The organism is Desulfofundulus thermocisternus DSM 10259, from assembly GCF_000686645.1.
Taxonomy (GTDB): Bacteria; Bacillota; Desulfotomaculia; order Desulfotomaculales; family Desulfovirgulaceae; genus Desulfofundulus; species Desulfofundulus australicus.
Genome location: NZ_JMLG01000002.1, coordinates 178,665 through 201,207 on the forward strand (window position 1 = coordinate 178,665; position 22,543 = coordinate 201,207).

Here is a 22,543-nt window from a genome sequence, read left to right on the forward strand (position 1 = left end):
GTCCGGACCGGACCCTCTAGCGGCGCAGGATGATATGTTTTAACCAGAGGTTTCGGGACTGGGGATAATCAAGGCGATAATGCCCGCCCCGGCTCTCCGTACGGATCAGCGCCGCCTGGGCAATCAGCTGCCCGGCCAGGAGCATGTTCCGGACTTCCATCTCCTCCACGTTCCGGGCCCGGTATTCGGCCAGGTGGGCCCACTCTTCAAAAAACGCCAGGGCTTTCTCCAGCCCCTGGGCCGTACGAACCGGCCCCACATATTTCCCCATCACACTCTGTATTTCCCGGCGCAGGTGGGCCACGTCCATTTCAGGGGCGTCGCCCAGTTCCCGGCAGGAAAATTCCGGGTGACCGGAACGCCGCGGTGGAAGGCTGTTCACCCGCTCCACAATACGGCCGCCGAAAACCAGGCCGTCCAGCAGGGAATTGCTGGCCAGGCGGTTGGCCCCGTGCACCCCCTGGCAGGCTACCTCGCCGCAGGCATAAAGCCCCTCGATACTGGTTTCTCCATAAAGGTTGGTTTTTACTCCTCCCATCATATAATGGGCTGCCGGAGCCACGGGAATGAGGTCTCTGGTGATGTCCAGCCCGTAAGAAGCGCAGGTGCGGCTGATGGTGGGAAAGCGCTGCTGGACCTTTTCCGGATCCAGGTGGGAGAGATCGAGGAAAACCCTGTCCGAAGCGGTGCTGCCCATCTCTTTCAGGATGGCCCTTACCACCACATCCCGGGGAGCCAGCTCCGCCAGATCGTGGTAACGGGGCATAAACCGCTCCCCATAGCGGTTCCGCAGGTACGCACCTTCACCCCGCACGGCTTCGGAAATGAGAAAAGGCGGCGCCCCCGGCAGGCTCAGGACAGTGGGGTGGAACTGGATGAACTCCATGTCCATCACTTCCGCACCGGCCCGCCAGGCCATGGCAATGCCGTCCCCGGTGGCCACCGCGGGGTTGGTATTGTGCTCGAAAAGCTGGCCCAGGCCGCCGGTGGCCAGGACCACCGCCCGCCCCCAGAAGACCCTGAGTTCCCCCGAGGAGCCGTCCAGGGCCAGCACGCCGTAACAGGTGTTGTCCTGCACCAGGAGGTCCACCGCGAAATGGTTTTCCCGCACTTCAATGTTGGGCGACAGGCGTGCCTGCCCGGAAAGGACCCGCTGGATCTCCGCCCCCGTGGCATCCCCGGCGGCATGGAGAATGCGCCGCCGGCTGTGGGCCCCTTCCCGGGTCAGGGCCAGCTGCCCGTTTTCCCGGTCGAACCGTGCCCCCATAGCGATTAATTCCCGCACCCTGCCCGGCCCCTCGTTGACCAGCACATTCACCGCTTCAGGATCGCAGAGGCCCGCCCCGGCGGCCAGGGTATCCTTCAGGTGCAGGGCGGGAGAATCGGAATGACCCAGGGCGGCGGCAATACCTCCCTGGGCCTTATCGGTGTTGCTATCTTCCATGGTGTACTTGGTCAGCACCACTACCTGCCGGTCGAAACGGCTGGCCGCGTACGCAGTATACAACCCGGCTATGCCACTGCCCAGGATTACATAGTCCCAGTTTTCCTGGGGCAGCTGCCGGGTATCGAAGTTAACCAGGTATCTTCCTATCAATCCTCAATCCCTCCTCTGGAATCAGGTCACCGCCAGCATCCTCTCCAGGGAGCGCAGGGCCTTTTCCCGGATCTCCGGCGGCACCGTCACCCGCGGTTCCAGGGTAACCAGTGCCCGGTGCACCTTTTCCAGGGTGGTGGCTTTCATGTTCGGACAGATTAACTTATCGGAAGCCAGGTAAAACTCCTTGTCCGGGCATTGTTTGCGGAACTGGTGCAGGATACCCGTTTCCGTGCCGATGATGAACTCCCTGGCACTGCTCTCCCGGGCAAAGCGGATCATCCCCGTGGTGCTGGCCACGGCATCGGCCAGGTCAATTACTTCCGGGTGACATTCCGGGTGCACCAGCACCAGGGCTTCGGGATGGGCTTCCCTGGCAACCAGCACATCTTCCGCAAACAACCTGTCGTGGGTGCTGCAGTAACCTTCCCAGAGGTGGATTTTCCTTCCCGTCTGCCTGGCCACGTATTGCCCCAGGTTCTTATCGGGGATGAACAGTACGGGCCGGTCTTCAGGCAGGGAGGAAACGACCTTCACCGCGTTGGCACTGGTGCAGCAGACATCACTTTCGGCCTTGACGGCGGCCGAAGTATTCACGTAGCAGACCACGATTACCCCCGGGATTTCTTTTTTTCTCTCCCGCAGGGCTTCCACGGTGACCATGTCGGCCATGGGGCAGCCCGCTTTGATTTCGGGCAGGAGCACAATTTTATCGGGAGACAAAATGGCCGCGCTCTCGGCCATAAAGTGGACACCGCAGAAAACAATGACTTCCGCGTCGGTTTTGGCGGCCTGCTGGGCCAGCCCCAGAGAATCTCCCACAAAATCGGCAATCTCCTGGACCTCCGGGCGCTGATAGACGTGGCTTAAAATTACCGCCCGCCGCTCCTTTTTTAACCGTTCAATTTCTTCAGATAAATAACGAACCTTTTCCTCATTACCGGACATGCATGTTTCACTCCTTACACCATAGAACCAGCAGAAAAGAAAAAACCACCTTCTACCCCAGCGCCCGCGGGAAAAAACCGCAAAAAGCCACCAAAAATGTCAACAATCATGAGATAATTCTAACCACAGGGGCAGAAGATTGTCAAGATCCAGGTTACAGCAGGGGATCCGGCCCCAAACCGCATCCCGGGGCATTGCAGGCCGGGTTTTACCGGCGCCGGGAGCACAGCTTTTAGCCCTCTTCCCCCGGCGCTTCCTCCCGCCGGACCTCCACCACCCGGTTCTGCCCGTCCACCATGACCACCGTGGGCGAGAAACCGGCCGCTTCCTCCGGGGTCATCAGGGCATAGGCTATGATGATAACCGTATCTCCGGGCTGCACCAGCCGGGCGGCGGCACCGTTGAGGCAGATGACGCCGGAATGCGGGGGACCGGCGATCACGTAGGTTTCAAACCGGGCCCCGTTGTTGTTGTTTACCACCTGCACCTTTTCATGGGGTAAAATGCCTGCCGCATCCAGCAGAGCCCGGTCAATGGTGATGCTGCCCATGTAGTTCAGGTTGGCCCCGGTTACCGTGGCCCGGTGAATTTTGGATTTAAAAAGCGTAATGAACATGCCCGCATAACCCCCTTTCCCTTGAGGTGTTTGTCCTCCGACCCGGCCCCTGCCCGGGGTGCCGGGCCGGATGATAACACCGGCCTACAGCACCCCGTCCGGGCTGCCGAGCACGACGTTATCAATTAAACGGGTAGAACCGAAACGCACGGCCAGGGCCAGGAGGGCCGGCCCTTCCAGGCGGGATACCGGCTGCAGATCGGGAACCGACCGGAGTTCCACGTAATCGATTTCCGCCCGGGGTTCGGCAGCAATCATGCTGCGCACCAGCTCCACCAGCCGGTCCGCATCCCGTTCCCCCGCTTCGTAGGCCCGGCGGGCGGCCTCCAGGCTCCGGGGAAGCACGGCAGCGGCCCGCCTTTCTTCCGGGCTCAGGTAAACGTTGCGGGAACTCATGGCCAGGCCGTCATCCTCCCGCACCGTGGGTACCGTCACAATTTCCAGATCCATGTTCAGGTCCTCAACCATGCGCCGGATTACCAGGGCCTGCTGGGCATCCTTCTGGCCGAAAAAGGCCCTGTCGGGGCGCACGATGTTGAAGAGCTTGGTCACCACCGTGGCCACCCCCCGGAAATGGCCGGGCCGGGAAAGGCCGCAGAGGCACTCGGTGAGGCCCTCCACATCGACATAGGTGGCAAAGCCGGGCGGGTACATCTCTTCCACGGAGGGATGAAAGATGGCATCCACGCCCACTTCCCGCGCCAGGGAAACATCCCGGTCCAGATCCCGGGGATAGCGGTCGTAATCCTCCCGCGGGCCGAATTGCAACGGGTTGACAAAAATGCTGACCACCACCACATCACAGGCCTCCTTTGCCCGGCGCATGAGGGTGAGGTGACCCTCGTGGAAATAGCCCATGGTGGGAACAAAGCCCACGCTCAAGCCCCGGGAACGGGCCTGGTGCACAAAATCCCGGATTTCTTTTATCGTGTGGCAGACGAGCAAGATACTCCCCCTCCGGCTCAATACAATTTGCTCAGCACTTCCCCGGGCATATCAAAGCCGTGCTCCGGGCCGGGGAAAGCGCCGCTCTGCACTTCCTCCCGGTAGGCCTGCAGGGCCCGGGCAATCTCCTCGTGGAGGTTGGCATAGCGCTTGGCAAACCTGGGCGATTTCCCCATAAACATCCCCAGCAGGTCGTGGGTGACCAGAACCTGCCCGTTGCAGTATGGCCCCGCGCCTATGCCGATGGTGCACACCTCCAGGGTTTCGGTAAGCAGCCTGGCCAGGGGCACGGGTACACACTCCAGGACGATGGCGAAAACCCCCGCCTCCTGGATGGCCCGGGCGTCTTCAAGCAGCTTTTTCGCCTGGGCCTCGTCCTTGCCCTGGACCCTGTAACCGCCCATCTGGTGGATGGACTGGGGTGTCAGCCCCAGGTGGCCCATTACCGGAATGCCGCAGGACACCATGGCCCGGATGGTTTCGGCCACCTCCTGGCCGCCCTCCAGTTTGACCGCCTGGGCACCGCCTTCCTGCAGGATGCGGCCGGCATTGCGCAGGGCCTCCTCCCGGGAAATATGGTAGGACAGGAAGGGCAGGTCGCCCACGACCATGGCCCGCTTGACCCCGCGGGTGACGGCCTTGATGTGGTGAACCATGTCGTCCATGGTTACGGGAATGGTGGAATCATAGCCCAGGACGGCATTGCCCAGGGAATCTCCCACTAAAATGGCGTCAATTCCCGCCTCGTCCACCATCCTGGCCATGGGGTAATCGTAGGCCGTAAGCATGGTTATTTTCCGGCCGGTTTTTTTAGCCTCCCGGAAATAGGCGGTGGTAACTCGTTGATTGCTCATAAGGATACCTCCCGGTTATGGTTATTCTTTATTGCCGGCGGAATTGAAAACTTCTTCCAGTTGCCGGGCCTGCCCTCCGTCAATGGAGCCCTTTTCCCGGGCCACCCGGACAGTATACAGCCCCAGCAGGTGGTAAAGGTGAGACTCCAGGCTTCCCACCCGCTCCAGGGCCGGCAGGTGCCCGCTGACGGTGGGCACATCGCCCCGGGATACGGGGCCCGTGAGGGCGTTCACCGGTCCCACCCGCCGGATATTGTTTATTGTACCCCGCACCAGGGGATACAACGCCTCAAAGGCCTCCTCCCGGGAGAGGCCAAAACGCCCGTAAAGGCTGGTTGCCAGGTGCATTAAAGACACCAGGTAGTTGGAAGCAATGCAGGCCGCCGCGTGGTAAAGGGGCTTATCTTCGGCCCTGATGATAAAGGCATGTCCCTTCAGGTCATCAACCACCTGCCGGGCCAGGGGAATGGCCGCTTCGTCCCCCTCCAGGGCGAAGTAAGATCCGGGGAGGTTTTCCATGGCCCCCGCCACATCGGCAAAGGATTGCAGCGGGTGAATGGACACGGCCAGGGCTCCCGCTTCCCGGACACCCCGCAGTTCGCTGGAGGCGTGAGCGCCGCTGGTGTGGGCCACCACCTGGCCGGGGCGGAAACCTCCCTCCCGGGCAATAAGCTCCGCTACCGGGGCAATCTCCCGGTCGGGCGTGGTGATAAAAACCAGATCGGCTTTTAAAGTTGCCTCCCAGGGCCGGTCATAAGCACTGCAGCCCAGGGAACGGGCCAGTTTCCGGGACGATTCCGGGCTCCTGCTGGCCACGGCCACCACGGGGTAACCCCGCTCCTTCAATAGCAGGGCCAGGGCGCTGCCCACTTTACCGCAGCCCACCACGGCCACCGAAGGTTTGTTCATCAAACTCGCCTCCCGTTACCTGAAATTCCCGGCCCACGCCAATCAGCATAGAACTCGCCTGAAACAACAAAAATGCCTTCCGGGTTCCCCGAAAGGCAGCAATCTTCTTCTCCCACCCCCGTCTCGGTCCTTCCCGGCTCCAAGCGGTAAAAGCTTATCCGGTTTTAAGGTTCTAATAAGTATGGTTGGGTATGGCTCCCGCGGGGATACCATCCTCGGGTAAATTTTATCATACCCTCCGGTAATGCACAACAGTTTTTTGAAAATTGTCATACTATTGACAGGAAAAAGGTGTTCCCGGAGTGAAAAAGAATTAATGACTCAGCAGTATCGAACCAGGTGGCAGCGGACAAAATGGACAACCGCAAAGAGCAAACATATATCCCTATAGGGCTGCTGGCTTTAATTCAATTGCTGGTGCTGGTGCCGTCCTACTGCCTGCCGGCCGTCCTCCCCCTGGTGGAAAGGCAGTGGGGGATCAGCCATGCCGAGTCCGGGGTGATGGTAGCAGCCTTTCAGGCCGGGTACGTGGCGGCCGCCCTGGTGGCCCTGCCCCTGACGGACCGCATCGACGCCCGCCATGTCTTTGTCGGGGGAGCAGTTTTATCAGCCGTCACCCATTTCCTCTTTCCCCTGCTGGCCCGGGATGCCCTGTCGGGAACCCTGCTGCGGGCCCTGACCGGAGCCGGCCTGGGCGGTATCTATATGCCCGGGGTTAAAATCATTTCCCAGGCTCCCGCCTCCCGCGGCCGGGCGGTGGGCTTTTACGTTTCCTCCTACCTGGCGGGCACTTCCCTTTCCTTTGCCCTCACCGGCGCTTTCACCGCTTTTCTGCCCTGGCAGGAGGCCTACCTGGTCCTGGCCGGGATCAGTTTCGCAGCCGTTTTCCTTTCCCTGTGGCTGTGGCGCCAGCCGGCAGGTGCCTTTTTACCCTGCAGAAGGCAGAATAAAACCCCGGAACCCGGAAAAGCCGGCCCGGCACGGGAGGTACCACAGGCCGGAAAAACGCAGCGCAACCTGGCCCTGGCCCTGGTCATCCTGGGCTATACCGGACACATGTGGGAGATGTACGGCCTGCGCTCCTGGCTGGCCCACTTTCTGACCGCTGTATTCCAGGAACACTACGCCCGGGCCACCTCGCTGGCGGCCACCCTCACCGCCTTTTCGGTAATGCTGGGGGCACCCTCCACCCTGCTGGCGGGGTGGCTGTCGGACCGCCTGGGGCGTACCCGCACCGCCCTGGCCATCATGCTCACCAGTGCCGCCTGCTCCCTCACCTTCGGCTGGCTGCTGGCGGCACCATTATGGCTCCTGCTGCTGGTGGGCCTGGTCTACAGCCTGACCGTTACCGCCGACTCACCCATATTTTCCGCCGGGCTGGCGGAAATCGCCCCCCGGGAAAAGCTGGGGAGCATCATGGCCTGGCAGACCCTGGTGGGCTACCTTTTTGCCACCGTATCACCCGCTGTTTTCGGGCTGCTCCTCGACCTCTACCCGGGCCCAGCAGGCTGGGTCCTGGCCTTTTCCAGCCTGGGAGCCGGGGTACTGGTGGGAGCGGCGCTGATGTTCTATCTCTCCTTCCTGCCGGCAAGCCGGGCCATGGGGGAACGGCCGCCGTCGCAGCGGGTCTCCCGCTGACGCCGCCGGTACCCGCATGCAACATCCATCCACAATAAGAGAATTGAAAAACGGGAGGCCCCCATGTCCGTAATCGATCTGAAAACTGGCGAAAACCTGGTCCTCAAAGCTCTGGTCTGGCGCGGGACGCCGGAACCGCCCCGGGAAGGGCTTGTTTTTTTGCGGGAAGGCAGGGTAGCGGCCGTGGCCGAAGGGGACAACGGCTGCCGGGATAAAGTCCCCGCACCCGGTTCACCGGACCTCCTGGAGCTGCCCGGCTGCACGGTTATCCCCGGTTTAATCGACTGCCACGTTCACCTGGCCCTGGACGGCAGGGATTTTTCGCGGGCGCGGCAGCAATGGAACAACCGGCCGGAATGGCAGGAGCGGGTTAAAGCGGACCTGCAGGAGACCCTGGAACGGGGCATTGTCGCCGTGCGAGACGGGGGGGACCGGGCGGGTATCGGACTGGAGGCGAAACAACTGGTTATGAGTGGCAGGCTGGACGGGCCCCTGGTGCTGGCCTGCGGGCAGGCCCTGCACCGGCAGGGGAAATACGGCTCCTTCCTGGGGCCGGGTTTAACCCCGGCAGAACTGGAAACGGCGGTGGATTCCCTGGCCCGGCAGGGAGTGGATCACCTCAAGGTGCTGGTATCGGGGATAGTAAGCTTTTCCGAATACGGGCGGGTGGGCGGCCCCCAGTTCACCCGGGAGGAACTGCAGCGGATAGTCCACCGTGCCCGCGGGCGGGGGCTGAGGGTTATGGCCCACGCCAGCGGGGAGGAAGCCGTCCGCCTGGCCATAGAAGCCGGGGTGGATTCCATAGAGCACGGCTATTTCCTCAGCGAAGAATCCCTCCACCGCATGGCCGCCCGGGGCATTGCCTGGGTGCCTACGGTCATCCCGGTGGCCGGGCAGGTGAGGGGACAATGGCGGGCACAATATACGGCCCGGGAAGCGGAGATCATCAACCGTACCTGGCGCCGCCACCTGAAAATGGTCAGAAAAGCCCTGGAAATGGGAGTTACCCTGGGGGTGGGCACCGATGCCGGGGCCACCGGCGTATGCCACGGACGGGGCTTCCTGGAGGAACTGCTGCTCTACCGGGAGGCCGGCCTTTCCCCGGCGGACATCCTCCTGGCCGCCACCCGCAACGGTGCGGCCATCCTGGGCCTGGAACACCTGCTGGGCTGCATTGAACCAGGGCGCCCTGCCTTCCTGGTGGCCGTGGAAGGCAACCCCTGGAAGGACATCGGCGCCCTGGCCAGGGTAAAATATGTCTTCCGGCCCGCACAGTGAAAATTTAGTTCATCACATTGGGCCCCCTGGCCACCAGTTCTCCCACCTCGCCCGCAGGCAGCTCCCGGTCATTTTCGTCCACCACCCTGACCTCGACGCCGGGCCCAGCACCTGCAGGATTTCCCTGGGCCTGAAATTAGCCAGAATGGTAATGGTACAGCCCGGGTACAGCAGCAGCAGCACACATACCGTCTTACCCGCCGGTACCGCTGTACGCAGGCGCCCAGGGTTTCTGGAACACCATTTTATTGTAGGCATACTGGGCGGCCAGATCCGTTAGCGCGTAATTTGCGCTGGCCAGGCTTACTTCCGCCGCCAGTACGTCCACCCTGGTCGCCATACCCAGCCGGAACATGACCTGTTTTTCTTTCAGCTCCTCTTGTGCCGTAGCTGCCGCCTGTTCCGCGGATTTGTACGATTCCTCCAGGCTTTTCAAGGTGTGGTACAGTTCGCGCACCTGCATTTCCAGGGCATCCCTGGCGTTCCGGGCATCCAGTTCGGCCTGCGCCAGTTCCGCCTGCCGTACGTCATAGGGAGTGTACTGCCCGCTGGCAAACATCAGGTCGGTGGCATATTTCTTCTGGGTGACTTTCTGTTCGGCAAGCCACACGGACGGGCTATTTTCCAGCACCCGGCTCACCTCGGTGTCCAGGTCTGCCACCTGCAGCGGGGAAAACTCCAGTTTATCGACCAGGACCGGCCGGTCGCCGGGATGCAGTCCCACCAGCTGGTTCAGCTTTAAATAGGCCTTATCCAGCTCATTTTGCGCCGCCGCCAGTGCGCTTTCCGCTTCCGCCACATCTGCAACGGCCTGTTCCAGCCCTTTTACAGAGGCTGCCGAACCGCTGCTCTGCAGCCTGCCGGTTAAACCCAGGCGGTACGCCGATTGGGACTTCTGCAGCTCCAGGCGGGCCAGTTCCAGGGCCAGTTCCTTTACCTTTACATTTTCCTGAGCCTTCAATACATTCCAGTACAGCTGGCATACAGCCAGGGTGATGCCATCGAGCCGGGCGTCATAGCTTTTCTTGGACATGCGCCAGGTCAGATCCGCCTGTAACAAAGAATACCAGGCCGCTTCCACCTCCGGGTCATAACCGCTGTCCCCGGTGGGGGTGAAGCTTAGCCGGTCCGCCGCTTCCTCACGCAGCGCCTCCGTACGTTCAATTTCCAGTTCATCTATTTTCAGGGCCTTATTTTGCTTTACAGCCATCTCTATGGCCTTGCTCAACGAAAGCTCGGGCCGGGCTGGTTCCCCGGCCATGGCAGGCTGCAGCACGTTGAAAAAGGCCAGGGCTGCCATCAAAATTGACAAAATCCATTTTTTCATAACCTTAACCTCCCATCGCCGTTAGAAACCATGACGCATTCAGTGCCGCCAGCAGAGGACGAAAGTGGCCGCCGTTTTGCACGAAGCGCCCGGCACTCACTGGAATCGGAGCTCTGTTGGATGAATGATTACCAGCTATGGGCTTGTCCCAAAGGAGGTTCACTTTCAGCCCGCTTCCTACCTCTCGAAGCGGAGCGCTTCAATGGGGTCCAGGCCTGCCGCCTTCCTGGCGGGGTAATACCCGAAGAATACGCCCACCGCCGCCGAGAAACCCGCGGATAATAATATGGAAGACAGCGTGACATATGCCGGCCACCCGAAAGCTTTGGAGATTACCCTGGAGCCAACGATTCCCACGAGAATTCCCGCAACCCCGCCAATCAGGCAGAGAACCAGGGCTTCCACCAGGAACTGGTTGCGGATATTGCTTTCGGTTGCTCCCACGGCCATACGCAGGCCGATTTCCCTTGTCCTCTCCGTAACGGAGACCAGCATGATATTCATGGTTCCTATACCTCCCACCAGAAGGGATACCGCCGCCACACTGGCCAGGAGCAGGGTCATGATGGCCGTGGTGTTCTCCGCTGCTTCCAGAACGGAAGTCAGGTTGCGCACGCTAAAATCATCGGAGCTGGAACCGGTCAGGCGGTGTCTCTCCCGCAGCAGGCTTTCGATGCTGCTCTGGACGAAGGCCATGCTTTCCGGCGTTTCGGCCTGCACATTGATCAGGCCGACATGATTGACCCCCAGCAACCTTTTCTGCGCCGCACTCACCGGTATATACACCACATCGTCCTGATCCTGCCCCCCCATGGAAGCCCCCTTGGCGGAAAGGACCCCCACCACTGTAAAGGGCAATTTATTGATCCTGATTGTCGAACCCACCGGATTGGTACCCGGCAGGAAAAGGTTGTCCACCACCGTTTTACCCAGGACCGCCACCATGGCGGCACTTCTCACGTCGTCCCCGGTGAAAAACGACCCCGCGCTCACAGGCCAGTCCTTGATCAACTGCATTTCCGGCGTGGTGCCGACAACCCGGGCGGTCCAGGTCTGGCTGCCATAGCTCAGGGTACCGCTGGTGGAAAGCTCCGGCGCCACATGAGCCACCATGCTGAGCCCGGCTATGGCCTCCGCATCCTCCAGGGTGAGGGTGTTGACGCTTCCCGAAGCACCGCGCACGGGACCCTGCCCGGCCCCGGGGAAAACCATGAGCAAATTCGAGCCCATGCTGGCAATCTGGCTGGTAATTCTCTTGCTGGCACCCTGCCCCAGGGAGATCATGACGATGACCGCGGCGACACCAATGATGATGCCGAGCATGGTCAGGAAAGATCTCATTTTATTGGCCCGCAAGCCGTTTAAGGCCACTTCCAGGTTGTGCAGGAAGTTCAAGCCGGCACCCCCCTCTCTTCAGGAATGGCCGCCAGATCCTCGGCGGCATTCCCCGGATTCTCCACCGGAGCATCGCTCAGGATACGGCCGTCCCTCATGTGGACCAGGCGGCGGCAGTACAGGGCGATGTCCTTTTCATGGGTGACCATCACCACAGTGATGCCTTTTTCCATATTCAACCTCTGGATTACCGAAATAATCTCTATGCTTGTCCTTGAATCCAGGGCACCCGTGGGTTCGTCGGCCAGGATGATGGACGGTTCGTTTACCAGGGCCCGGGCGATGGCCACCCTCTGCTGCTGCCCCCCCGACAGCTGGCCGGGATAGTGGTACGCATACCGGGACATCCCGACCCAGTCCAGGGCCTCCTTCGCCCTTTCCACCATCTCCTTCTTTCCCACCCCGGCATAGACCAGTGGTAGCTGGACATTGGCCAGCACCGGGAACCTTCCCAGCAGGTTGAAGCTCTGGAAGACAAAGCCTATTCTTTTGTTGCGGATAAGGGCCAGCTGGTTTTTATTCAGCCGGGAAACATCCTCGCCGCCCAGGTAATAGGTTCCCCCGGTAGGCCTGTCCAGGCAGCCCAGAATGTTGAGGAGGGTGCTCTTGCCCGAACCGGAAGGACCCATAACGGCAACCATTTCACCTTCCTGAACGGTCAAGTTTATTCCCTTCAAGGCGATAACCCGGGTTTCCCCCATGTGGTATATTTTTGTGATGTTCTCCAGCACGATTGCCGGCTTCCCGGCCACACCGCATCACCATCCGAAACTGCTTTTTTGTAACATTTCGTGGAATTTACCTGCTGTGTCGCGTCGCGGAACTTTTCGCCAGCCCACGGTACCGGTTAATTACGCTACCCGTTTGCTGCGGACCGTCCTTCCCGGTCAGCGCCTTCCGCCACCACCCCCGCCGGGAGGCATACCGCCGGGCATAAACGGCATGCTGCCGCCCCGGCTGCTCGTACTTCCGGTTTCCTGATCCAGGGAACCTATCACCACCAAATCCCCTTCCTCAAGACCCTCCAGTACTTCATAGCTTGTGAGATCCGCCAGCCCCAAAACCACCCGCCGGGGCGAAGGTTTCCCCGAATTGTCCAGGACGAGGACGAGGGCCTGCTGTCCCTGCTCATTCGCCCTTGCCGCCCCGGAAGTCCCGGTTTCATTGCCCCCGCCGCGGGCGGAACCGGCTCCACCGGCCCCTGCGCCACCCGTGTGTCCGCCACCGGAGTCGCTCCCGGACGGCCGCTGCCCCGGGGCACCGCCCTGTCTCATTTTATTCAGGTAACTGACGGCGTAAGTAACGGCGCTTTTGGGCACGGTGAGGACGTTTTCATGCCTGTCGACGATTATATTCACGTTGGCGGGCATTCCGGCCATCAGCCCATCCTGGTTTTTATCCAGCTGGATGACCGCATCGTAAAGCTGCACGTTGGACTCCGTGTACGCCTGGGGGGAGATGCTGCTCACCCTGCCGGTGAAGGTTTTATTGGGGAAGGAGTTGACCGTGAACTCCGCCTTCTGGCCGACCTTCAACCTGCCGATGTCGGCCTCGTTTACCTGGGCCCTGACCTGCAGGGCTTCCGAAATAATGGTAATGAACCCGCCTCCACTGGTGTTGTTGTTGTTGGCCGCAGCCCGCTGGCCCTCGGAACCGTTGACTTCACTTACAATTCCGTCTATGGGGCTGAACAATTTGGCTTCCGCCAGGTCTTTCCTGGCCATCTGGAGCTGCGCCCTGCAGCTTTCCACCCGGGCGGCGGCTGCTGCGATGTCTTCCGGGCGGTTGCCCGCCTGGAGCAGCTTTAGTGATTCCTCGGCCTGCTTCAATTTGGCCTCCGCGGTGGTAAAATCGGAAATTATCTGGTCCAGGTCGGCCTGTGAAATGTACCCCTCATTGAAAAATTGCTTATAACGCTCAAGCTTGGATTTCGCCAGGTCGTAGCTTGCCCGGGCCATTTTGACGTCCGCCTCGGCCCTGGCTACTTCTTCCGGCCTCGAACCTTTTTTGAGCAACTCCAGATTGGCCGTGGCCTCCTTCAAATTCGCCGAGGCCTGGATTACCTGCGCTTCCAGGCTGGCGGTGTCCTGTTCCGCCAGCAGCTGGCCGGCGGTAACCCGGTCACCCACCTTTACGTATATTTTCTTGATTACTTCGGCGTTTTCAAAACCCAGGGAAACTGTTTTCACCGGCTCGACCACACCGCTGGCCGGGATACTGCTGGTGATGGTGCTCTTCTTGACGGTACTGGTGAGGTAATTTCCGCTTGCCTTTCTTGTTCCAGCCAGAAAATAAAAGCCCGCCACGACCAAAACGAAAATTGCCGCCATACCGATGATTATTTTTTTTCTCCCGAAGACACCGGAAACAATTTTAAGGTGCCTGGAAAAGAAACTCGGCTCGCTTTGCATCCGCTTCCCCCCGTATTTCAGTTTGGTAACCGGTTTCAATTAATGTTCCCCAGTGGAATGATAACCGTCGAAGAGACACCGCCCCTCTCATTTTTCAGGTTGATCTCTCCCCGGTACATTTTTACGATCCGCTGGACTATGGTCAACCCCAGCCCGAATTTGCCCTCCCGCCCTTTATGGAAGGGCTGGAACAGCTGGTCAAGGATGTGGGGCTCAATCCTGGAACCGTCGTTCCAGAAACGGAGGATTACACCTTTTTTTTCATTGTCCAACCCGAGGTCGATCTCAAGGCGTGAAGACGCATAACGCAGGTGGTTTTCCAGCAGGTTTTCAACCATAACCCGCAGAACTTCTTCATCTCCACAAATACTTACCGGCTGCAAATCCAGCTGACATGATATTTCCGGCCGCTGCGGGCATAGACGCTGGACTATATTTTCAACCAGCGTGTTCAATTTCACCTCTTTTTGAACCCTTTCCCGCGTGGCCAGGTAATCAAGCCGTGTCAGGTACAGCAACTGCTTGACCAGCTTTTCCAGGCGCGCACCCTCCTCGTCGATCACCCGGATGCTGCCGGCCAGATCGCCCCTGGGGTAAACCCCGTCCTGGATGGCCTGGGCATAGCTGCGGATCACCATGACCGGTGTTTTCAACTCGTGGGAGATATTCTGCAGCATGGACTGCTGCATTTCGTCCTGGCGAACAAGCTGCCGGCGCATAACCTCGATGGAGCGGGCCAGCCGGCCTATTTCATCACCCCGCTTTACATCCAGGGGTTCGTGCCAGTTGCGGTTTGCAATACGCTTTACATGCCGTTCCATTTGGATCAGGGGCCGGGTTAAGTAGCGGGCAATAAAAAGAGAAGCAAACCAGCTGATTATCAGGGCAATGCCGGTGAACACCAGAAAGTTCAGCAGCAGGGATTTTATAAACCTGTCTTCTTCGGATTTCCTGATGAGCGCCACCCGGTAGAGGGGGCGCCCGTAAGCTTGCTCCTTTCTTATGACGTAGCGGATATTTTCCTGGCCGCGGTTATATTCATACAGACGGGCGGATGCTTTCTGGGCCACGGCGTTCTGCAGGATTTCCCGGATAAACGAAGATGAAAACATTTGCCCGGCCTCTGCGGGAATGGTAGTCCCGTCCTCCAGGACGATAAAATCACGGATGCGGAATTCCGGCCTGCCCAGGACAGGGGGACCGGGAGGTGAAGCGGGGGGTGGTGTTTCCCGCCGGGCGTTTTTTTCAGGCGGTTTCTCCGGCGGCGCCTGAAGCCCCATCATGTTGATCGTGAAAAAGTTGCGCACCAGAAAGGGCATGATCAGGATGACAATCACATACACCAGCAGGCTGACCAGCGAAAGGGCCAGCCACATTTTTACCGTCAGCGAAATTCTTTTCATTTGGCCGTCATCCTGTATCCAAAGCCATAAATGGTTTCAATGCGGAGGTCAGGCATTTTTTTCCGCAACTTTAACCCGTATCATGCAAGTTATTTTATCTTTCTGTAAATATTTAGCAATTATGTGGCGCCACACTTAAATTTATATATACAGGTGGAATACGGAAAAATTATCAAGAAATTATGGGAAATTGTGAAAACGATAACCACCAGCTGATTATCAGAGCAATACCGGTTAAGTTGCAGATTAACAAGGCATGATGAGCATGACAATCACATACACCTGCAGCCTGACCGGCAAAGGGCTGGCCGGTTTTTTACTTCAGAAAGGCACGGCGTTGTCCCGCCAACTACCCTGGGCTTCCGCATGGGACAACGCCGTGCCTTTGTAGTTAACACACAGTGGGTCTACCGGACATTTACCAGTCTATTGATTTGTTTTTAACATCACCTCATGCAACTCCCTGTTTCTTTCCTGCAGTCGTTTCAAAAGCTGCGGCAGCAGCTCTTTAATCCGGGCTTCATCACCGGCTTCCACCGCTTTTCTAAACTCACCCATCAACTGCTTTTCTTTGTCAGCGCTGGGTAAACAGGATTCCCGACGCGGGCCTTCCTTACCGAGCCCCAGCTTTTTGAATTCTTCCCTTGCCTGTTCCGGTGTCAGCTTGCCGTTCTCGACATCTTTACGAATGGCTTCGACTTTTTCCTTCACCTCAGCGGGCAGTTGGGGCGGTTCCCCTCTGCCAAGCCCCAGTTTTCTGAACTCTTCCCTTGCCTGTTCCGGCGTCAGCTTGCCGTTCTCGACATCTTTACGGATGGCCTCGACTTTTTCTTTCACCTCACCGGATATTTGAGGTCTTTGCCTTTGCACCGGTGCCTTTTCCTTCAACTCACCCCTTAATTGCTCCCGCTCAGCAAGGGCATTTTTCCACTCTTCCAGAATTTCCGGAGTATACTTGCTAACCATTTCCAGCAGCTTTTCCTCATTTTGCTGGCGCTGCTCACTGTTAAGGCGTTGATGGTAGGCCAATCCTTTTTTAACAGGTATATCCTTTTCAGCCGTGCCGGCATCAGCTGCAAAAGCGGCAACCGGGACCAGCAGCGACAATGCCAGGGCAGTTGATATAATTCTCGTCTTCCATTTGTTCATTACTCATTCCTCCCTGTAAATATTTAGTATTTATGTGGCGCCACACTTAAAATATACAGGTGGAATGCGGAAATATTATCAAGGAATTGTGGGAAATTGCAAAAAACCAGTGCTCTTTGCACTGGTTTAACCCCTTGCCTTCTGCCGCAGGTAGGCGGAAATGAACTCGTCTATTTCCCCGTCCATGACCGCCTGGACGTTGCCCACCTCCACCCCGGTGCGGTGGTCCTTGACCAGGCTGTAAGGGTGAAAAACGTAGGAACGGATCTGGTTGCCCCAGGCAATCTCCGTCTGTTCACCCCGGAGGGCGGCCAGTTCGGCTTCCTTCTTTTTCATCTCCAGGTCCAGGAGTTTGGCCCGCAACAGCTTCATGGCCGCATTGCGGTTGGCAATCTGGGAGCGCTCGCTCTGGCACTGAACCACAATGCCCGTGGGCAGGTGGGTGATGCGCACCGCCGACTCGGTTTTATTCACGTGCTGCCCGCCGGCCCCGCTGGAACGGAAAGTATCTATTTTCAGATCCTCGGGTTTGATTTCCAAATTCACATCTTCCTCCACCTCGGGCAGCACATCCACCGAAGCAAAGGAGGTATGCCGCCGCCCGGCGGCGTCAAAGGGGGAAATGCGCACCAGCCGGTGGACGCCCTTTTCCGCCCGCAGGTAGCCGTAGGCGTTGGGTCCGGCCACGGAAAAGGTGACGCTTTTTATGCCCGCCTCGTCCCCGGGCAGCATATCCATGATGGTCACCCGGTAGCCCTTTTCCTCCGCCCAGCGGGTGTACATGCGCAGGAGCATCTCCACCCAGTCCTGGGCCTCGGTACCGCCGGCCCCAGCGTGGAGGGAAACAATGGCGTTTCCCCGGTCATAGGGGCCGTTCAGCAGCACCTCCAGCTCCATTTTCTCCACCTGCCGGGCCAGCTTCTTCAGCTCCCCCGCCGCTTCCCTGGCCACCTGCTCGTCTTCTTCCTCTTCTCCCAGGGCCAGGAGGACGACCAGGTCTTCATGGGCCCGGGCCAGTTCCTGAAAACGGGTGACCCGGTCCTTTAAGGCGGCCAGTTTCTGCGTCACCTGCTGGGCTTTTTCCGGATCATTCCAGAAACCCGGGTCCATCATGGTTTCTTCCAGGCGCTTTATTTCCTCTTCCTTCCTGGCGATGTCAAAGAGAAACCCTCAATTCTTCGATGCGTTTACCCAGGTTTTCCAGTTCCCGGGACAGTTCGGCGTACATATACTGTTCACCTCTTGTTCTTTGATGACTTGTAAACATTCGGTAAACCCGGTTGGGTGCGGCGCTGTCACGCGCCGTCAGCACCCCCTGGCGGCTTCAGCCCGTCGCCGCCCGGCCGCAGCACTTCTTGTACTTTTTGCCGCTGCCGCAGGGGCAGGGATCGTTGCGGCCCACCTTCTGCTCCCGCCGCACCGGCTGCCGGGGGCCTTCCTCCTGGTAGCGGTTTTCCACCAGCTGCCGCTGCTGCGGCTGGGGGGCCTGCACCACGTTAACCCGGTAAATGTAGCGGACCAGGTCCTCCTGGATGCTGGCAATCATATTCTGGAACATTTCGTAGGCTTCAAATTTATACTCCACCAGGGGGTCCTTCTGCCCGTAGGCCCGGAGGCCTATGCCCTCCCGCAGCTGGTCCATGGCGTCCAGGTGGTCCATCCACTTTTCATCCACTATGCGGAGCAAGAGAACCCGTTCCAGTTCCCGCAGCACATCGGCACCCAGTTCGGCTTCCCGGGCCTCGTAGGCGGCGAGAGCTTTTTCTTTTAGCTCTTCCACGATCTGCCGCCGCCCCATATCGGTGAAATCCTCTGGAGTCAGCCTGTGGTCGGGAAGGAAGTGCTGGGCGGCATAATGCAAAAGCCCCGCCAGGTCCCATTCCTCCTCGTGCACTCCCTCGGGGCAGTAGGTGTCCACCGCCCGCTCAACGGTTTGGGCGATGGTCTGCAGGACGACTTCCTTGAGGTTTTCCCCCATGAGCACCTGCCGCCGCTGGCGGTAGATCACTTCCCGCTGCTGGTTCATCACGTCGTCGTACTGCAGGACGTGCTTGCGGATGTCAAAGTTGCGGTTTTCCACCCGCTTCTGGGCCGTCTCGATGGATTTGGTCACCAGGCCGTGCTCGATGGGCATGTCTTCCTCAATGCCCAGCCGGTCCATAATGCCGGCAATATTCTCCGAACCGAACAGGCGCATCAGGTCGTCTTCCAGGGAGATAAAGAACTGGCTCGAACCGGGGTCCCCCTGGCGGCCCGCCCGGCCCCGCAGCTGGTTATCAATGCGCCGGCTCTCATGGCGCTCGGTACCGATGATGTGCAGGCCGCCCAGGGCCACCACCTTTTTGTGCTCTTCATCGGTAATCTTCTTATATTTCTCCAGGGTGGCCCGGTAAAGCTCCTGCACCCGGGGATCCTCATCGGCCGGGTCGTACCCCTGCTGGCGCAGCTCGGCCTGGGCCAGAAATTCCGGGTTGCCACCCAGAAGGATGTCCGTACCCCGGCCGGCCATGTTGGTGGCAATGGTCACCGCTCCCAGCCGCCCGGCCTGGGCCACGATTTCCGCTTCCTTCTCGTGGTACTTGGCATTCAGCACCTGATGGGGAATGCCCCGCTTTTTGAGCATCCGGCTTAAAAGCTCCGATTTTTCGATGGAGATGGTGCCCACCAGCACAGGCTGGCCGGTGGCGTGGCGGCGGGCGATTTCCTCCACCACTGCCCGGAACTTGGCCTGCTCGGTCTTGTAGACTACATCGGGGAGGTCCCTGCGGATCATGGGCTTGTGGGTGGGGATGACCACCACGTCCAGCCCGTAGATTTTGCGGAACTCTTCCTGCTCCGTGGCCGCGGTACCCGTCATCCCGGCCAGCTTTTCATACATGCGGAAGTAGTTCTGGAAGGTGATGGTGGCCAGGGTCTGGGACTCCCGCTCCACCCGCACCCCTTCCTTGGCCTCTATGGCCTGGTGCAGGCCGTCGCTGTAACGGCGCCCGAACATCAGCCGGCCGGTGAATTCGTCCACAATGATCACCTGGCCGTCCTTGACCACGTAGTCCCGGTCCCGCTTCATCAGGGCATGGGCCTTCAGGGCCTGGTTCAGGTGGTGGGTCAGCTGCATGTGCTGGTCGTCGTAAAGGTTTTCCACCCCGAGCATTTTTTCCACTTTGGCCACACCCTCTTCAGTGAGGGTGACCGAATGGGCCTTTTCGTCCACCGTATAGTCGACATCCTTCTGCAGCCTGGGTACCAGGCGGGCAAAGGTGTAGTACAGATCGGTGGCCCTGTCGGCCTGGCCGGAAATGATCAGGGGGGTGCGGGCCTCATCGATGAGAATGCTGTCCACCTCGTCCACGATGGCGTAATGGAGTTCCCGCTGCACCAGCTGGTCCGGGTGGATGGCCATATTGTCCCGCAGGTAGTCAAAGCCGAATTCGTTGTTGGTGCCGTAAGTTACGTCGGCAGCGTAGGCCTTACGCCGCCCGGCCGTGTCCAGCCCGTGTACGATGAGCCCCACGGAAAGGCCCAGAAACTTATAAATCCGGCCCATCCACTCGCTGTCCCGGCGGGCCAGGTAATCGTTCACCGTGACCACGTGAACCCCCCGGCCGGTCAGGGCATTGAGATAGACCGGCAGGGTGGCCACCAGGGTTTTACCTTCACCGGTTTTCATTTCGGCAATTTTCCCCTGGTGCAGGACAATGCCCCCCATAAGCTGCACGTCAAAATGGCGCATGTCCAGGACCCGCCGGCTGACCTCCCGTACCACGGCAAAGGCTTCGGGCAGGAGGTCGTCCAGGGTGGCGCCCCTGGCCAGGCGCTCCTTGAACTCACCGGTTTTGGCGCGCAGGTCATCGTCGGAAAGGGCGGAAATCTCCCCTTCCAGGGCATTTATCTGATCCACCGTCCGCTGCAGGCGTTTGATTTCCCGCGCGTTGTCATCCAGCCAGTTACGCAGCAATTTGAGCATAAAAATCACCTTCGTAAAGAAGAGGAACCATCAAGGTTCCTCTTCCTAAAATAATTCCCGTATTATTGTAGCACCCGCCGGGAACGGTTTCAAGTGCGGGCCGGAGCCGGCGGAACCACCGGCAGGCCTGCTTTTTAAAATTCCGGTTCAATCAGGCCGTACCTGCCGTCCTTGCGGCGGTAGACCACGTTGACCTTTTCCGTGTCCGCGTTGGTAAAGACAAAGAAGCTGTGCCCCAGCAGGTTCATCTGCATTACCGCTTCGTCAACCGACATGGGCTTCACGGCAAACTTCTTGGTACGTACAATCGGCGGGCCGTTTTCTTCCCTGGCTTCTTCCTCCCCGGCCTTCACCTCCATGTTCTGGCGGCCCAGGCGGCGGTACAGCTTGCCCTTGTAGCGATCGATTTGTTTTTCCAGCTTTTCCACCACCAGATCGATGGAGGCATACATGTCGCCGGTGGTTTCTTCACCCCGCAGAATAATGCCGTTAATGGGAATGGTCACTTCCACCCGGTGGGAATCCTTTTCCACGGTGAGGGTTACCTGCGCCTCTTCAATTAAATCGAGGTATCTTTCCAGCTTACCAAGGCGCTTCTCCACATACTCCTTCAGGGCGTTGGTTACTTCCACGTTTCTTCCCCGTACCTGTACTTTCATCCTGGCACCCTCTCCTTTCTGGTCCCTGGTATTAATATTATTCCCGAAAATGGCCGGAATTCCTGCCTGCAGCCTGCCAAAAATACCAAAAACCCCGGCACCGGGCCGGGGTTTTGCTTCCTGAACCTACAACTTCACCACATTGGCGGCCTGAGGCCCACGGGCACCCTCGACGATGTCAAACTCCACAAGCTGCCCCTCGTTGAGGGTTTTGAACCCTTCTTCCTGGATGGCCGAGAAGTGGACAAATACGTCCTTTCCGTCCTCCCCCTCGATGAAGCCGTAACCCTTCTCGGCACTGAACCATTTGACTTTGCCTTGCATGAACATTCCTCCCAGCATAAAATCCCGTGGGTGCTTGCACACACACGTAGGTGAATACTAACATATTCAGCTCCCATTGTCAAGGGTTGCCAATCCAGCCGTTGCAGGAAAGACCTCCAGCGGCATTGCAATGTTGAAAGATAAAAGCCTGTGGATAACCTGCCCTGTGGATGAAAATCCTGTGGATAATGTGGATAAACCTGTTAATAACCCGCCGGACAACTTCTGCGGGTTCTGGATAAGTTGTTGGTAAGCTTTCTATCTCCCGGCCGGCGGCCCGGCAGGGGTAGTGGCCGGGCAGTAAGGTGCGGCCACGGTAAGGACGTATACCGCTGCCGCACCTGCGGCCAGGAGAACAGAGGTACATTCCCGGGCCGTGGAGCCGGTGGTGATTACATCATCCACCAAAACCACCACGCGCCCCGGCGGCAGGGCACCGGGAACGACAGCAAAGGAACCGGATAAATTGCTCAAACGTTCTGCGCGGGACAGGCCGGTCTGGGGCAGGGTTTCCCGCACCTTGCGCAGCACCGGCACCAGGGGCCAGCCCAGTGCCGTGCACAGTTCCCCGGCCAGCAATTCGGCCTGGTTAAACCCCCTTAACGCCAGGCGCCTGCTGGAAATGGGCACCGGGACCACCAGGGGAACTGCCCCGGGCGGGACCATCTCCCGGGCCACCGCGGCCAGCAGATGTCCCAGGGGGCGTGCCAGTCCCCGCTCCCGGCGAAACTTCAGGCGCAGGACAGCTTCCTTCAACACGCCTTCGTAGGGACCGACGGCCCGGGCCGCTTTGAAAGGCGGGCGATCGCTTCTGCAGTGGGGGCAGAGGGTGCGGGGGGAAGGCCTGCTGCCGGAGCCGCCGCAGGCGCCGCCCGTTCCGTTCCGCACCGGAAAGCAGCCGCAAACCGTGCAACCCACCGGCGCCCTGTGGTCCAGGAACATCTCCCGGCACCGGGGGCAGAACCCTTCCCCTTCCGCCCCGGCACCACAGAGGGGGCACCCCCGGGGCGGGGGAAATAACAGGTCCAGAAAATCGCTCCACAACTCCCGCAGGGGAATTAGCAGACGAAACACCCCGCTCAGCTCCCTGATCTTACCCGTACCGGACACTGCTGCCCGACACGGG

General features: G+C 59.3%; 19 protein-coding genes and 1 pseudogene. 2 read left to right on the forward strand and 18 right to left on the reverse strand.

The genetic code is table 11. The features are described 5' to 3' along the window. Nucleotides 1–16: 16 nt before the first annotated feature. The 6 genes from nadB to BR83_RS0102950 form a co-directional block, all read right to left on the reverse strand. The gene (gene nadB / locus BR83_RS0102920) at nucleotides 17–1,597 is read right to left on the reverse strand and encodes an L-aspartate oxidase (RefSeq protein ID WP_027355819.1); all 1,581 of its coding nucleotides are present in this window, start codon (nucleotides 1,595–1,597) and stop codon (nucleotides 17–19) included. 21 nt (nucleotides 1,598–1,618) lie between these two features. Next, nucleotides 1,619–2,545, reverse strand: coding sequence for a quinolinate synthase NadA (nadA, locus tag BR83_RS0102925; RefSeq protein WP_027355820.1), 927 nt, complete (start codon nucleotides 2,543–2,545; stop codon nucleotides 1,619–1,621). Between the two features lie 232 nt (nucleotides 2,546–2,777). Further along, nucleotides 2,778–3,161 carry an aspartate 1-decarboxylase gene (panD, locus tag BR83_RS0102935; RefSeq protein ID WP_027355822.1) on the reverse strand — a complete coding sequence of 128 codons (384 nt, stop codon included), beginning with the start codon at nucleotides 3,159–3,161 and terminating at the stop codon, nucleotides 2,778–2,780. Between the two features lie 84 nt (nucleotides 3,162–3,245). Then, nucleotides 3,246–4,106 carry a pantoate--beta-alanine ligase gene (gene panC, locus BR83_RS0102940; protein ID WP_027355823.1) on the reverse strand — a complete coding sequence of 287 codons (861 nt, stop codon included), beginning with the start codon at nucleotides 4,104–4,106 and terminating at the stop codon, nucleotides 3,246–3,248. Nucleotides 4,107–4,123: 17 nt separating this feature from the next. Further along, nucleotides 4,124–4,960 carry a 3-methyl-2-oxobutanoate hydroxymethyltransferase gene (panB, locus tag BR83_RS0102945; protein WP_027355824.1) on the reverse strand — a complete coding sequence of 279 codons (837 nt, stop codon included), beginning with the start codon at nucleotides 4,958–4,960 and terminating at the stop codon, nucleotides 4,124–4,126. 21 nt (nucleotides 4,961–4,981) lie between these two features. Beyond that, nucleotides 4,982–5,869: a Rossmann-like and DUF2520 domain-containing protein gene (locus tag BR83_RS0102950; RefSeq protein ID WP_027355825.1), complete on the reverse strand. Its 888-nt coding sequence runs from the start codon at nucleotides 5,867–5,869 to the stop codon at nucleotides 4,982–4,984. Nucleotides 5,870–6,223: 354 nt separating this feature from the next. Between BR83_RS0102950 and BR83_RS0102955 the strand changes: the two genes are divergently transcribed. Together BR83_RS0102955 and BR83_RS14895 are read left to right on the forward strand one after the other, a co-directional pair. Next, nucleotides 6,224–7,507 (forward strand): MFS transporter, encoded by a 1,284-nt coding sequence (locus BR83_RS0102955; RefSeq protein ID WP_027355826.1) that lies wholly within the window; start codon nucleotides 6,224–6,226, stop codon nucleotides 7,505–7,507. Nucleotides 7,508–7,570: 63 nt separating this feature from the next. Beyond that, nucleotides 7,571–8,785, forward strand: a complete 1,215-nt coding sequence (locus tag BR83_RS14895) for an amidohydrolase family protein (protein ID WP_051617781.1) — start codon at nucleotides 7,571–7,573, stop codon at nucleotides 8,783–8,785. Between the two features lie 4 nt (nucleotides 8,786–8,789). Here the strand turns inward: BR83_RS14895 and BR83_RS17840 are convergent. From BR83_RS17840 to BR83_RS14900, 12 genes and pseudogenes are all read right to left on the reverse strand, one after another. Then, nucleotides 8,790–8,876 (reverse strand): annotated as a pseudogene (locus BR83_RS17840) (hypothetical protein); the annotation flags it as partial. A gap of 102 nt (nucleotides 8,877–8,978) precedes the next feature. Next, nucleotides 8,979–10,112, reverse strand: coding sequence for a TolC family protein (locus tag BR83_RS0102970; RefSeq protein ID WP_027355827.1), 1,134 nt, complete (start codon nucleotides 10,110–10,112; stop codon nucleotides 8,979–8,981). 177 nt (nucleotides 10,113–10,289) lie between these two features. Next, the gene (locus tag BR83_RS0102975) at nucleotides 10,290–11,507 is read right to left on the reverse strand and encodes an ABC transporter permease (RefSeq protein WP_027355828.1); all 1,218 of its coding nucleotides are present in this window, start codon (nucleotides 11,505–11,507) and stop codon (nucleotides 10,290–10,292) included. Then, nucleotides 11,504–12,259, reverse strand: a complete 756-nt coding sequence (locus tag BR83_RS0102980; RefSeq protein WP_027355829.1) for an ABC transporter ATP-binding protein — start codon at nucleotides 12,257–12,259, stop codon at nucleotides 11,504–11,506. The genes BR83_RS0102975 and BR83_RS0102980 overlap by 4 nt, the downstream gene beginning before the upstream one ends. A 135-nt stretch (nucleotides 12,260–12,394) precedes the next feature. Then, on the reverse strand, nucleotides 12,395–13,918 hold the full coding sequence (locus BR83_RS17720) for an HlyD family secretion protein (protein ID WP_027355830.1): 1,524 nt from the start codon (nucleotides 13,916–13,918) through the stop codon (nucleotides 12,395–12,397). 35 nt (nucleotides 13,919–13,953) lie between these two features. After that, the gene (locus BR83_RS0102990) at nucleotides 13,954–15,321 is read right to left on the reverse strand and encodes a sensor histidine kinase (RefSeq protein ID WP_027355831.1); all 1,368 of its coding nucleotides are present in this window, start codon (nucleotides 15,319–15,321) and stop codon (nucleotides 13,954–13,956) included. 426 nt (nucleotides 15,322–15,747) lie between these two features. Next, nucleotides 15,748–16,470, reverse strand: coding sequence for a hypothetical protein (locus tag BR83_RS0102995; protein WP_027355832.1), 723 nt, complete (start codon nucleotides 16,468–16,470; stop codon nucleotides 15,748–15,750). Between the two features lie 126 nt (nucleotides 16,471–16,596). After that, a protein-coding gene (gene prfB / locus BR83_RS0103000) for a peptide chain release factor 2 (protein ID WP_114679190.1) occupies nucleotides 16,597–17,698 on the reverse strand; the annotation gives its coding sequence in 2 pieces (ribosomal slippage) (nucleotides 16,597–17,628 and nucleotides 17,630–17,698; 1,101 coding nt in all). A 96-nt stretch (nucleotides 17,699–17,794) separates the two neighbouring features. Then, nucleotides 17,795–20,434 (reverse strand): preprotein translocase subunit SecA, encoded by a 2,640-nt coding sequence (secA, locus tag BR83_RS0103005; RefSeq protein ID WP_027355834.1) that lies wholly within the window; start codon nucleotides 20,432–20,434, stop codon nucleotides 17,795–17,797. Nucleotides 20,435–20,568: 134 nt separating this feature from the next. Beyond that, complete coding sequence (gene hpf / locus BR83_RS0103015) at nucleotides 20,569–21,093, reverse strand: ribosome hibernation-promoting factor, HPF/YfiA family (RefSeq protein WP_027355835.1); 525 nt, start codon at nucleotides 21,091–21,093, stop codon at nucleotides 20,569–20,571. Between the two features lie 126 nt (nucleotides 21,094–21,219). Next, nucleotides 21,220–21,417: a cold shock domain-containing protein gene (locus BR83_RS0103020; protein ID WP_027355836.1), complete on the reverse strand. Its 198-nt coding sequence runs from the start codon at nucleotides 21,415–21,417 to the stop codon at nucleotides 21,220–21,222. A 258-nt stretch (nucleotides 21,418–21,675) separates the two neighbouring features. Further along, a complete protein-coding gene (locus tag BR83_RS14900; RefSeq protein WP_157832952.1) occupies nucleotides 21,676–22,491 on the reverse strand; it encodes a ComF family protein in 816 nt (271 codons plus the stop codon). Nucleotides 22,492–22,543 lie beyond the last annotated feature (52 nt).